Below are 13,242 nucleotides of genomic sequence, written 5' to 3' on the forward strand. Positions count from 1 at the left end.
CCGCATCCCCCAATCCCCCCTGCAGCGGCGGCACCCGTCCTTTTCCTCCCCTCGCCTCCCGTCGGAAGAGCCATGACCTCCCCAACCCCTTCGTACTCACGCAGACGCGATCTTCGATCGCAGCGCCGCAACGTGGCGCCGAAATCCGCGCGCCGGAAGAACCGACCCTGGCAGACCATCATCGCCACCGCGGCCGCCACTCTGCTCGCCGCACCCTTTGCCCTCCCCGCCTTCGCCGACTCTGCCGAACCGGACGCTATCGACGTGATCCGCGTGCTCGAGCAAGCCCAGACCGTCAGCATCAACGCGGACGCGACCGGCGTGGCGATCACGCGCGAGGGCTACACAGTCACCACGCCACCACCACCCCCACCACTCGTGCCCGCCCCTCAAGCGCTGACCGGCGGCTACGCTTCCACGGCCGATACGTTCACCAACAACCCGGCCTCCCCGGTCCAGTGGCCCTTCACTCAGGGCGTGCCCATCAGCGACGGGTTCGGATACCGCAGCGCACCCTGCGCCGGCTGCTCCTCCAAGCACCAGGGCATCGACATGAACCCAGGCCGCGGCACCCCCATCCAAATCATCGCGGACGGTGTGGTCTCAGAAATCGGCAACCCCAGCGGCGAACTCGGCGTCTACGCGATCATCGACCATGTCATCGACGGGGAAAGGATCAGCAGCCTCTACGCTCACATGCTCGCCGGTTCCCTTCGCGTGAATGTCGGAGACCAAGTCCGAGTCACCGACATCGTCGGACAGGTTGGCAGCACCGGCATGAGCACCGGCGCCCACCTCCACTTCGGAATCATGCGCGATCGCGCCTTCATCGACCCGTACCCCTACATGAAAGAGAAGGTCGGCTCGTGAGCGCCCCCATCCGCTTTGCCCTGACTGCAGGTCTAATCGTTACCGGGCTGCTGCTCACCGGGTGCACTCTCCCGACCGGCGAACCATCCCAGCGGACCGTCGATCCAGTCGCCGCGCTCGCCCATGTCCACGACCTCGCCATCGACGACAAGCAACGCGTTCTTGTCGCAACACACGACGGCATCTACCGCCTCCCCGAGATCGCCGGCGGAACGGAGCTGACTGGGCCGCTCGGCGGAGCACGCTTCGATGCCATGTCATTCACCACCGTCGGCGACACCACGTTCGCCTCAGGGCACCCCGGCAGTGATTCCCCGGCAGCTTTCCAAGCGCCCAATGTTGGACTGATGCGCGTCTCCGGCGACGCCGATGAGTGGACCAACACATCACTCGGCGGACGTACCGACTTCCACGCACTCACCTCCGCCCGGTTCGATACGACGGTTCAGCTCTACGGCGTCGACGCAGCCTCCGGTGCGCTCCTGCACAGCCAGGACAGCGGCGACACCTGGTCCGTTGGCGCAACTCTGGAAGCAACCGACCTCGCCGCCTACCCCGGGAAGGCTGACACCATCTACGCCGCCACCCGAGCCGGAGTCGCCATCAGCACCGACGGCGGCCGCACATTCAAAACGGACACCAGCGCCCCCATCCTCAACCAGCTCGCCATTGCTGGCAAAGGCACCGTCTACGGCATCGGGCCAGACGGATACCTCTGGAAGCACGCCGGAGCCGCGTGGACCCGCGGCGAGGTCCTGCCGGGGACAGCCCAAGCGCTCACCGCTACCGACGACCGCGTCATTCTCGCCACAGACCGCGGGATTTTTGCGACCGCGGACATGGGAGTGCAGTGGACGCCACTCTGGACGCCCTGACACCTCGAGTACACCGCACTCACTCCTGGCGCATACGCAACTGAGGAACGGCCTTCACGAGGACAAGCGGCCTGGGCGGGACACCCTCGGCGTGCTGCCCCCTTGGGCTTCTTTCCGATCCGGCAGCCGATCATAGCGACCTCCGACGGCTCCGTTCCCTCCGCTCGCTATTTGCAGACTGCGCTCGCTTCGCTCCCTGCGCTTAGCAACCGCTTCCTCAGGGCACTGCGCCGCCTCCGCTCGCTCTTGATCCCTGTGCCGGAACGGCAAGAAGAGCGATCAGGGAGGTCGGGGTCATGGGCGGCAAGAGCACCACAAGGAGCGCAGAAGATCGACGGACCGAGGCGGAGGCACTGCAGGCGTCGATCGTGAAGCAAGTCCAGCAACTTAGCGACAGCGGCCAGTGGCGCGCGTTCCTAGAGTTCGCCCGCTCCTTCCACACCTACAGCCTCAACAACGTCCTGCTGATCTTGTCGCAGAACCCGCAGGCGACCAATGTCGCCGGATTTCGTCAGTGGCAGGCCAAGGGACGACAAGTTCGCCGGGGCGAGAAATCGATCAAGATTTTCGGATACCGGGAGAAGAGATTCGCTCATGATGACGACCAGAAGAAGGCGACGGAGGACGACGAACGCGTAGTCCGGTACTTCCCCACACTGTCCGTTTTCGACATCACACAGACCGACCCGATCGAGGGAGCCCAGCCGCTCCCCGAGGACCCGGCCCAACGGCTGATCGGGGACGACGACCACGGCCTCATCGCCCCCCTGACCCGCTATCTAACGGGCCACGGATGGGGCATCCAACGCGAGCCGCTCACCATCGCGAGCGGGTACACCGACCCTGAGCGGCGTCGCGTCGTCCTCGCCAAAGACCTTGCCCCCGAACAGTCGGCTAAGACTCTCATTCACGAGACCGCGCACATCGAGCTGCGCCACATCGACGACATCGACGACTACCGCACGCACCGCGGACAGATGGAGGTCGAAGCCGAATCAGTCGCATACATCGTCGGCGGCATGAACGGGTTCGACACCAGCGCCTACAGCATCGGATACATCACGGGCTGGGCGGATGAAGACACCAACGCGATCCGCGCGACTGCCGTGCGCGTGCTCGGAACAGCGCACACCATCGCAGAAGCCATCGAGCACCACGCATAAGTCCCGCTCAGGAAACCCCGGTCCAAATGGTCCGGGGTTTCCTCATGCTCAAACGCGTCAACTCAGGATGCGAGCGCTTCTGGATAGGCGACAGACGAAGCAGGAAGCACCAAGTCGAAGTAGAGATAAAAGCGACACGGACGAGACCGACAAAGTAGCGAACGAAGTGAGGACGACGCCGAGAGAAGGGAGACAGAGCCGAACAGCAAAAGAGAGTGAATGCACGCAGGCACTTTTTGTGGAATGCGAGTATCGTGGGCGGCATGCGCGGGGGTGTGGCGCGGTGGAAACGAGGGGTTGCCTCACAGGGGGTGAGGCAAGCGATCGCTTACGCGTTCGGCGGTGTCTGCGACTCGCACCTGACGGCGAAGACCGCGGAAGGGGTGCTCGCGGCGGCGGATTACGCGGGTGCGGTGATGACCCGGTACGTCGTGGAGGACGGGTCCATCCGCGATGATCTGCTCACCCGGAAGCAGCTGCGCACCTGGGTCGATGGCAGCGACCCACTCACCGGTGAGCATCGCGGGTTCGAGATGTCCTCCCCCAATGCGGATCTGGTGTTGGACGCGACGATCAACGCGCCGAAGTCGTTCAGCATTGCGGCGATGCTGGATCCGGAGTTGAACGCTGCGTACGAGGACCTCCAGGACCGACTGAGGGACCGGATCATCCACCTCTGGCAGGAGGAGCTAAACGCTCGGCGTGGGAAGGGCGGCTGCATCAGGGAAGACCTCGCTCGGGTCGAGGTGGTCGAGCTCAAGCATGAACGCTCCCGCTCGCTGGATCCGCATAAGCACCGGCACCTGTGGTTGAACGTGAAAGTCCAAGGCCTCGACGGGAGGTGGTCGAACGTGGACACTCGGGTTGCGTTGCGGTTCCAGAACGTCATCAATGCCGAAGGCGACCTCGCCGCCCGCACCGACCCCGCCTGGGCCACCGCTCTGGCAGCGAAAGGCTTCACCCTTAACGAGAGTGGGGAAATCGCCCAGTTGCAGCACCTGGTGCGACCGTTGTCGAAGCGGTCCGCGCAGATCGAAGCCAACAAGATCGCCCGCACCGCCTGGTGGAAGCAGCAGCACCCCGGACAGGAACCCTCCCACGACGTGTTGAACCAGATCGACCGGTGGGCGTGGGCAGCCAACCGACCCAACAAGCCCGGCGATCTGAACGAAGACGACTGGGCCGCGCTCGTCCGCGAAGAACTCGCTGCCGTTGACCCCGCGCTCCTTTCGGCGCGCCCTCGTATCGAGGCGGCTTGGGCATCGATCGAGGATCTCGACATCGAGCTCCTCGCCGCCAAAGCCATCGTCGATGCTGACGCTCGAGCAACCGGCACCGGTGGCCGATTCAGCCTGATGGACGTCCGCGCCGGCGCACTCCGCGCCCTCGCGGCGACCGGCGTCATCGCCGAACTCACAGAACTCGCGACCATAGCCGAGCAGGTCATCGCCGCCGCACGAGCACACACCGTCACGCTGCTCGACCAGCCCGATGTTCCTTCACACATCAAGTCCAGAATGGCCACCTCCACCGCTGCACTGAAGGCCACGATCGCCAACCGAATCGAAGCACTCTCCGCGCCCGGCACCGCGGCCCCCGTCGAGGAAATCACCGCTATCGCTCACGTGCTCGACCCCGAGCGACTCCTGGACAACGATCAAACCGATGGCGCATCGGCTATTGCCGGGACCGCATCCGTCGTCGCCATCACCGGGGGGGCTGGCACGGGCAAGACGTCCATGCTCAAAGTCGCCAGCGCTACCTTGCGCCGCCACGGGCGAAACATGATCATCGTCGCCCCCACCAAGAAGGCCTCCACCGTCGCCGGACGCGAAACCCACAGCGCCGCCTCCAGCCTCCACCAGCTCCTTCATGACTACGGCTGGCGATGGAACACCGGCATCGCCGGTAACACGGAATGGAAATTGCTCCAGCCCGGCGACACCGACCCCACGACCGGGCAGTACTACCGAGGCCCACGAACCCGGATCCGCCCTGGTGATCGGATCGTTGTCGACGAGGCCGGCATGCTCGACCTCGAAGCCGCTAACGCGCTCATCGACGTCATCCACCGTACGGGCGCGACCGTCGCAGTCGTCGGCGACGACTACCAGGCCCTCCCCGTTGGGCACTCCGGCGCGATGGCTCTCTTCCGCCGGTCCGCCTTTGAGAAGATCGAACTCACCGAGATCCACCGGTTCCGCGACCCAGAATGGGCCGACCTGTCCGCGCGTATACGCGACTCACGTGGTCTCGCGGAGTCTCGCGCGATCGCAGAAGAGATCGAACAGGCGGGGCATCTCATGCTCGTCACGAGCGAAGCTGAAGCATACCAAACGATGGTTGCCGCATGGCTCGAGTCATCGCGCAAGGCGCAGACGATCGCGCTAGTGACGGGTACGCACGCAGAAGCTCAACGGGTCAACGAAGCGATTCAGGCACGGAGAATCGAGTCTGGGGCTTTGGACACACGAACATTCGCAGTGGGCCAGTCGGGGCAGCCTGTGTTGGTTGGCGATGTGGTTCAGACCCGCAGGAACGACAATGCGTCCGGAGTAGAGAATCGCCAGAACTGGATCATTAGGAGCATCACGGACGAGCACCTCACACTGGCGTGCACTTCCGACTCAAGCTCGCTGCGGCGGATCACACGCGAATACGCAAGCGCCAATCTTCACCTCGGCTACGCCAGCACTGTCTACGGCGTCCAAGGCGAAACCACGGATCGTGCCATTGTTGGTCCCGGCGTCGACGCCGCCGGCCTCTACGTCGGGCTTACTCGCGGACGGTCGCGAAACGATGCCGTCGTTATCGCCTCGTCGGTCGAGGCCGCAAAGACGGAACTGGCTGCCACGATGCAGCGACAGCTAAGAGAAGAAACCATCGAGAAGTCTCGACTCGCCGCTCGGGAGGAACTGGCCCGTGCCGCGAGGAACGGCGCCGCACGACCATTGGCGACCGTCGACGCACCGTCGCCCACATTGTCTCGATGATCCGACAGCCCGGCCGTTACTCGGCCAGCCCCGTCGCGATGATCTCCCGCCCGAGACGGCTTCTGCCGTCGAGCGCTCGGTCCCGTTCCCGATAATTGAGGAGCGCCACCCCAAGAACGTCGGCCCGTTCTTGCGCGACTGGGCGCACACCGCCGCGCAAGAAGATGAGCGGCTGACGCCCATCTGTAGCTGCCAACGCCGCAGCCTTCTCCACAGCATCGACGTCGAGGTTTCCACGGCTGTTATCAACCCAGCCCAGGTAGCGAGAGCTATAGAGATCGCATGAGTTTCGTGCGGCCCCAGCGGCCACGACCGAGTCAGCTGCGCCGAGATAGATCATCCACTCTCTGCACAACTCAACTGCTTCTTCGCCCGACACTCCAGAGGGCCTCGGTCGGGGTGGTTCGCGCTCCACCCCTCCAGTGTGCCTGACACCCCCGGCCTCAACTCAAGTTCTGTTCGTCAAAGTGTGAAGTTGCCCCGCGACTTGCGCTCGCGCTCGCGCTCTTCGCGTCGTCTTATATCGACGAGGTGAGCGTTTCGTAGATGACACGCACGGGCACGAACAGATGGAGTGCTCGCTTGGAGATGCGATGGCCCAAACACTGTCGGCGGCCCACGCTAACGTTCAGCAACCAAACGAAAGTGACTGGAGTGGCAAACCACAACGACAGCGGCCCCGATAGACGGATCATTTCCGCCGACGAAAAAGGTTTGGAGTTCGCTATCCAGAGCATGGCGTCATCCCTGGCAAGCCTTCGCGCCGGTGAGACGCTTGCTGACCTGGTAGCGCGTGGACCAGACGTAATACGCGAACAAGTCGAAGCTATTGCAAAGGCCGTCCGTAAGGCGGACGCATTCGATGTCATCGAACTGATGCGGCTCCGCGAGACCCCGATCGTGCTCGAGGGCTACCGCGAGAGTCTTTCAGATCAGCGACCCGCGGCTGTCGAGCTCGTCGCATTGATTCTGCTGGCGCGAGGAATGCGCGTGCCGCCAGGCGTCGATCCGCGCGCAGCGCACCCGGCAAGAGCGATACCCGACATCCATGACAGGACGGGGACATTGCTCAGCCTGGGGCAGTTCATGCTCTTGTCGGACGGGCAGGCCGAGAAGTTTGGCCCTTTGACGAGCCTGGCCGCCACTTACGTGGGCCACGAGCTCAATGTGAAGTTCAAGCAGTACGCGCACATCCACGACGGACTGAACCATGCTCTGTTCAGCAGCGAGCACCTCGGCGCGCTTCTGGTGGAATCCCTCGGCTTTGCGTACGAGGACTTTCTGCTAGTTCGCGAGGCAATCCGAACTGTTTATCTGGATCGCTTCTTCGCGGCCCGAGACACGCTTGGAGAAGTTTCTGGGGAGTGGGAGGCGAGCGGTCGACGCGACCAGGCGCCGGAACGGGTCGAGCAGGGGAGGGCGGCGGCGGACGATCTGATGTTCTTCCCTGGAGAGCGGGCGAGTTTCACTGCAGCCGAGATCGCCGATGCCTCTGCAGTCCCCTTGGGCCGTGTCGAGCGGGTTTTGGAACGCTTCAGCGTCGCGTTAGGCGGGGAGGGCGATCCGGTCGCTGCGGTCGCGTCGTTCCTCGCCGGAGATAATCCTTTCCGGAGTGCGTCCCTAATCACCGACGGTGCCGGCAACTACATCACAATGAACGTCCCGATTGGGACTGATTGTCTCCGTCAGGTGGTCGAGGCGGGGCTCAAGGGCCACGCGGCACGATGGCGGCGGTATGAGAAGCACCGGATGATCGTAAGTGAGCAGTCGTCCATCAGGTATATGACCGAACTGCTCGGCACGGATCCGGCGCACGTGAACCTCAAGTACTTCCGACCCAACCCCGGGGTGAGTCGTGGCGAATTGTCGTCGGCCGCAACGAACATCACGTCAATCGCCGAGCAGACGGAGGCCGACGCCCTGTTCCTCGTCGAAGATGTCGCGATCTGCGTCGAAGTCAAAGGGCGGAGCGTCTCACATCAGGCTCGAGGGGGCCATGTCCAGCGACTGACGGGTGACCTTAGAGCCACGGTGGGCGACGCTACGAACCAGGCCCTGCGGCTCGAGGGGCTAATCCGCACCAACGGCGGGCTCTGGCTTGAGAACCAAACGTGGCTCGACTTGTCGGCGGTCCGGGAGGTGAGATCGGTTGCGGTTTGCCTCGACGATATGGGGCCGCTGGGGACCGCGCTGGACGAGTTGGTCCGCGGCAATGTCATCAAGTCCGATCGGTTCCCGTGGATCGTCTCTCTCCATGACCTCGCGATCATCTCGGAGGTGCTCGATCGGCCGGCAGAATTCCTGCTCTACCTTCGACGCCGCACCGAGTCTGAAGTCTCGCTGAACTATTGGGCCATCGATGAACTGGACCTGTTCATGCTCTTCCTATCGGGGCAACTATACGTGGAGCCTGATCCGGATCGCATCAGCGAGGAGTTCCTGGGCGTGCGCCGCCCAACCAACGGCGATCGGCAAAGATATCGCAGCAACGCCGTTCCGACGCGGGTGATGACGCACACCGATCCACTTGACGCATGGATCTACTTCAACGAAGGGTCAGTACGTGAGCCATCACCCAAACCCAAGTTCGAATCCCACCGCAGCGTGCTTGAACTCGTCGATTTTCTGCAGGACGGTAACAAGCCGGGGTGGTTCCGCTTCTCGGCAGATCTACTAAATCTCGCCGGGGAATCGCAAAAAGGACTCGCGCGAGGGATCAACGATCTGATCGCCGCGACCAAAGCTGATAGCCGGCCCCACCACTACTTCGTCGGGCTGGCTGGCGCCTGGGGCTACCCAACTCTCTTCATCGGTACCATGCCCACGAAAATGTCCCCTAGCGATGCCAGCCGTTCCTTAGCGACATACGGAACGGCTAAGAAGCATCAGATCAAATCCGATCGAGCGTTGATGGTCCTGTTCGATCAGCGCGGAAACATCCGATCCGTTCGCTACGACAACGCTCCGCCCGGCGAACATCGCGAGCTTGATGCGCTCGGAGAGACTATCGGGCTTGTGCCAGTCGAGGTCATGGGGCGTCCCGTGCCACCGTCTGCCCGGAGGGCGACGAAACGGTTGAATCCCAGAAACAAGAAGCACCGGTAGAAGCCGATCCCGCGAGCGGACGACACTATGGTCACTAGCTGCATCGTGGGAGTCGCTGTAAGGGATCCGCTTGGGGACGTTTAGACAAGAGAATGTATCCATGACACCTCCGCCCGCGCACGTCTCTTGGATCGGGTTCACCAAGGATCAGCACGAGCTCCTCGAGTCGCTGCACTTCATCGGTAACAACGGGTGGGATCGAAACGGGCAAACCGACGAGATGATGCCTAGGCTGCTAGAACGCGCCGCCGCCGAGGGCCTCTCGCTCGCGCGCATCAAGGAAGCCATGTCGGCGGTTGGTCACTCACAGGCGGAGCTGCACCAACTCGAGCGGTGGGAATCCAGACGCACTACCGGAAGGTTCGGGCGCTGAAAGAGACGCGGGCAACGCGACATAGACGTCCGACGTCGGGCACCCGTACGGGGACTGCCGAGGATTCGTCACCTACTCATACGATCGATCCTATGAAGACTCACAGCCTCGCCACCGCAGCGGCTTTCACCACCGTGACGCTCGCGTTGTCAGGGTGTGCGGTGAACGGGCCGGTCGCGGTCTCGTCTCACGTTGCGAGCCCCTCCGCAACGCCTACCCCCACACCGACGCCCGCGCCGCAGGCCGCTCTCGGCAGTCGAGCGAACCCGTTCCCCGTCGGCACCCCGGGCAAATACGACCCGGCCTCGGTCTGGACGTTCACCGGTCAGGCCACGAACCCGGACGCCACCGCTGAGGTAATCGCGGGTAACCAGTTCAACCAGTCGCCGCTGGCCGGCCAGACCTACGTGAAGACGAAGTTCACCATCTCCTTGGCGAACACCCCCGAGGTGGCTAACGGTGCGGACCCGGGTAGCAGCTTCCGTATCGCCTACGTCGGCAACGACGGAAACACCTACCAGGATCAGGGATGCACGCCTGCTTCACCGGAGGTGAACTACGGAAGCCTCGGCACGATGTACGGCGGCGCGACAGCGACGGGGGTCGTCTGCGTAATGGTGCCCGCCACCGCGATTCCGGGCGGCACCTGGAGCATCAACTCTCAGGTCAAGCAGGCGGTCGCATTCTTCGCAGGTGCGCCAGCCTCTTGACCATGCGCGGGAACGAGGACACTCGGTTGTTCCAGCCGATAGCGCCGAGCCACCGTCGCGGAGTCGTTTAAGACATCGACGAGCTGGCTCGCCGGCTGTCACCATTCTCAAAGCGGTGAGTAAACGGTGAGTTTGGCCAATAACCATTGAGCGGGTAGTCTGGGCGCCAGCCTTACTTCCCAGTGTTTTACTGGGATTCCGGGCCGTGCGAGTGTAGTTCAATGGTAGAACCTCAGCTTCCCAAGCTGATAGCGCGGGTTCGATTCCCGTCACTCGCTCCACTTCTGGCTTCCCCGGGCTCGTCGAGCCCTTCCCTCCCTTACGTCTGGCGTAGGCGGGCGTCAGGCACCATCCGCAGAACCCGGTGCGGCCGCGACGGTGGTGGTCTGCGCCGACCTCTTCGCGACCGACCTCTCGGGCAGGAGCAACGCCGCGACGCACCCGATCACCACGACGACCGGGAGCAGCCAGAGTGCGGCCTGGAAGTCGGCGATGGTCGGCGATTCGGGCAGGAACGCGGAGGGGATGCTGGTGAGCAGGCCGCCGATGATGAAGCACACTCCGTTGACGATCGCGGAGGCGCTGCCGATGAGAGCGCCTTCGACGGCCTCGCCGGCGACGGTGAAGCCGAGCATGTGACCGCCGGCGAAGAATCCGATGGCGAACATGAAGGCGAGGGCGGCGCCGTTGGCGACGTTCGGAAGGTAGATCACCAGGGCGATCGCCGCCGCCTGCAGAAGCAGGGCGTAGAACGCCGGCCACTTGCGGCTGTGCCAGCGGTCGGACACCACGTTGACCAGCGGTGCGCCGACGGCGAGTCCGAGCCAGGCGAGCGCGGTGAGGACGGTGGCGAAGTTCGCGTCGGCGCCGTGTGCCTCCATGATCCGGGGGCCCCACAGCGTCCCGACGGCGAGCATCGCTCCGAACGATGCACCCGCGAGGATCGACGACAGGACGACACGGTAGTTGGCGAAGGAGTGGCCGAGGTCGCGGAAGATCTCGCCGAAGACGTTGTCCCGCCGCTCCGTCGGAACGGGGACAGCCGGATCGGGCGCAGGGTTGCGCACGAAGGCGATGAACAGGACCACCAGGAGCACACCGAAGCAGCCGAACGCGACCAGCAGCTGCTGCCACGTCAGCGCGGACAGCGACGCCTGAATGAGCGGTTGACCGATCGCGGAGCCGAGGGATGCGACGGTCTGCACCAGTCCGAACATGAGTCCGTACCTGGCCGCGTCGAACCATTTGCCGCCGACGTAGCCCGCCCCCACGAATCCGAACGAGGAGCCGATCGCCAGGACGGCCTGTGCGAGGACGAGCGTGGCGAAGTTGGTGGTCCCGGCGTAGAGGAACGCGCCGATCGTGACCAGTGCTACGGCGATGGCCATGAGCGGTCGGGTGCCGAAGCGGTCGAGGAGAGCGCCGGAGAAGAACTGCACGACGGCGAACACCCACGTATAGGTCGACGCCGCCAGGCCGACCTGGGCGATGGTGAGGTTCGCGGTCTTCTGGATGTCAGGAGACACGACCGCGTATCCGGTCTGGATGGCGAACAGCCAGACGACGAAGATCGTGGCGAGCACCCAGATCAGCCAGGCCTCGGGGCCCCCGATGGTGCGGTGTCCTTCGAACCAGCGATGTGAGCCGTGGTAGTAGGCCGCGTGTCCGCTCGATGACATGGTGTCCCCTCCCCTGAGCGCGTTCAGGCCGCGTGGCCGTCGCGCGAGTATGCGAGTTCGCCGCCGACGTAGGTGGCGGCGACGGTGCGGTCGTCGCCCATCGTGGCGAGCACGAACAGTTGCTCCTCCAGTGATCCGACCTGGGCGCTGCGGAATGCGAGCAGGTCGGTGGCCTGCGGATCGAGGACGATCACGTCCCCCTCTTTGCCGACCTCCAGCGACCCGACCTTGTCCTCGATGCCGAGGGCCTGTGCGCCGCCGAGAGTGCCGAGGTAGAGCATCTTGATCGAGTCCAGCGGGTACTGGGTGAGCTGGGCGACCTTGTACGCCTCGTTCATGGTGGAGAGGATCGAGAAGCTGGTTCCGGCGCCGATGTCGGTGCCGAGCCCGACAGTCATGTTGTGGTGCAGGTTCTTGGCCTGGTGGACGTGGAACAGCCCACTGCCCAGGAACAGGTTCGACGTCGGGCAGTGGGCCACGGCGGAGTGCGTCTCCGCGACCCTGATCCGCTCGGCAAGGGTGAGGTGCACGCCGTGCGCGAGGACGGCTCCCGGACCGAGCAGGCCGGAGGTGTCGTACACGTCGAGGTAGCCCTTGCTCGTGGGGAAGAGGGAGCGCACCCAGGCGATCTCCCCGAGGTTCTCCGAAACGTGCGTGTGCATCAGCGCACCCGGCGTCTCCCGACGGAGCGTCGCGGCCACGTCGAGCTCTTCCTGCGTGCTGGTCGGCGCGAACCTCGGGGTGACGGCGTAGAGGTTGCGGCCGTTGCCGTGCCAGCGTTCGATGAGCGCCTTGGAGTCGTCGTACGCCGACTGCGGGGTGTCCAGCAGCGCCTCCGGGGCGTTGCGGTCCATGAGCACCTTGCCGGCTGCCATGCGGGTGCCGCGGCGCAGCGACTCCTGGAAGAAGGCGTCGACCGAGCCGGGGTAGACGGCGGCGAAGGCCAGGGCGGTGGTCGTGCCGTTGCGCAGCAGCTCGTCGAAGAACACCTTCGCGACGGCGGCGGCGTAGGCCGGGTCGGAGAAGCGCTGCTCGGCGACGAACGTGTACTCGTTCAGCCAGTCGATCAGTTGCGCGCCGAACGCGCCGATGATCCCCGTCTGGACGTAGTGGACGTGGGAGTCGACGAACCCGGCGGTGATGATCCGGTCGGGGTAGTGGTCGACGTGGAGGTCCGCCGTCAGCCGGTCGCTGAGCTCGCCGTACGGGCCGACGGCGGTGATGAGTCCGTTCTCGATGATCACCAGCCCGTCGGCGATGTCGACGAGGACGTCGTCGTCGCCTTCGACGAACGGATCGCCCTTCACGGTGACGATGTGGCCGCGGACCGCGTGGGTGCCCGCCCCTCCGTGCTGCGCCTCGTAGAACACCATCGGATCCCCCTGACCGAACACGCGTCATGTCGAACACACGTCATGTCGAACACACGTCATGTCGAACACGCGTCATGCCGAACATGCATCATCGCGAATGA

10 protein-coding genes and 1 tRNA gene are annotated in these 13,242 nt (G+C 64.3%); 8 read left to right on the forward strand and 3 right to left on the reverse strand.

What is annotated here, in order from left to right:
* Window positions 1–72 precede the first annotated feature (72 nt).
* The 4 genes from P5G50_RS01785 (at window position 73) to P5G50_RS01800 (ending at window position 5,901) form a co-directional block, all read left to right on the forward strand.
* Window positions 73–870, forward strand: coding sequence for a M23 family metallopeptidase (locus P5G50_RS01785; protein ID WP_301209979.1), 798 nt, complete (start codon window positions 73–75; stop codon window positions 868–870).
* A complete protein-coding gene (locus P5G50_RS01790; RefSeq protein ID WP_301209980.1) occupies window positions 867–1,745 on the forward strand; it encodes a WD40/YVTN/BNR-like repeat-containing protein in 879 nt (292 codons plus the stop codon). The genes P5G50_RS01785 and P5G50_RS01790 overlap by 4 nt, the downstream gene beginning before the upstream one ends.
* Window positions 1,746–2,041: 296 nt before the next feature.
* Complete coding sequence (locus P5G50_RS01795) at window positions 2,042–2,908, forward strand: ArdC-like ssDNA-binding domain-containing protein (protein ID WP_301209981.1); 867 nt, start codon at window positions 2,042–2,044, stop codon at window positions 2,906–2,908.
* A gap of 311 nt (window positions 2,909–3,219) precedes the next feature.
* Complete coding sequence (locus tag P5G50_RS01800; protein WP_301209982.1) at window positions 3,220–5,901, forward strand: AAA family ATPase; 2,682 nt, start codon at window positions 3,220–3,222, stop codon at window positions 5,899–5,901.
* Window positions 5,902–5,917: 16 nt separating this feature from the next.
* On the opposite strand, the gene P5G50_RS01805 is transcribed toward P5G50_RS01800, so the two are convergent.
* A complete protein-coding gene (locus P5G50_RS01805; protein WP_301209983.1) occupies window positions 5,918–6,241 on the reverse strand; it encodes a hypothetical protein in 324 nt (107 codons plus the stop codon).
* A 314-nt stretch (window positions 6,242–6,555) separates the two neighbouring features.
* Here P5G50_RS01805 and P5G50_RS01810 point away from each other — a divergent pair, with 314 nt between their 5' ends.
* The 4 genes from P5G50_RS01810 to P5G50_RS01825 all read left to right on the forward strand — a co-directional run bounded on the left by P5G50_RS01810 (window position 6,556) and on the right by P5G50_RS01825 (window position 10,370).
* The gene (locus tag P5G50_RS01810) at window positions 6,556–9,006 is read left to right on the forward strand and encodes a hypothetical protein (RefSeq protein WP_301209984.1); all 2,451 of its coding nucleotides are present in this window, start codon (window positions 6,556–6,558) and stop codon (window positions 9,004–9,006) included.
* A gap of 100 nt (window positions 9,007–9,106) precedes the next feature.
* Window positions 9,107–9,379 (forward strand): hypothetical protein, encoded by a 273-nt coding sequence (locus P5G50_RS01815; RefSeq protein ID WP_301209985.1) that lies wholly within the window; start codon window positions 9,107–9,109, stop codon window positions 9,377–9,379.
* A gap of 92 nt (window positions 9,380–9,471) precedes the next feature.
* Window positions 9,472–10,089, forward strand: a complete 618-nt coding sequence (locus tag P5G50_RS01820; protein WP_301209986.1) for a hypothetical protein — start codon at window positions 9,472–9,474, stop codon at window positions 10,087–10,089.
* Window positions 10,090–10,296: 207 nt separating this feature from the next.
* Window positions 10,297–10,370 (forward strand) — tRNA-Gly (locus P5G50_RS01825).
* Between the two features lie 60 nt (window positions 10,371–10,430).
* Here P5G50_RS01825 and P5G50_RS01830 read toward each other — a convergent pair.
* Window positions 10,431–11,768 carry an MFS transporter gene (locus tag P5G50_RS01830; protein WP_301209987.1) on the reverse strand — a complete coding sequence of 446 codons (1,338 nt, stop codon included), beginning with the start codon at window positions 11,766–11,768 and terminating at the stop codon, window positions 10,431–10,433.
* A gap of 23 nt (window positions 11,769–11,791) precedes the next feature.
* The gene (guaD, locus tag P5G50_RS01835) at window positions 11,792–13,141 is read right to left on the reverse strand and encodes a guanine deaminase (protein ID WP_301209988.1); all 1,350 of its coding nucleotides are present in this window, start codon (window positions 13,139–13,141) and stop codon (window positions 11,792–11,794) included.
* Window positions 13,142–13,242 lie beyond the last annotated feature (101 nt).

This window comes from Leifsonia williamsii (assembly GCF_030433685.1).
In the GTDB taxonomy this organism is placed as follows: domain Bacteria; phylum Actinomycetota; class Actinomycetes; order Actinomycetales; family Microbacteriaceae; genus Leifsonia; species Leifsonia williamsii.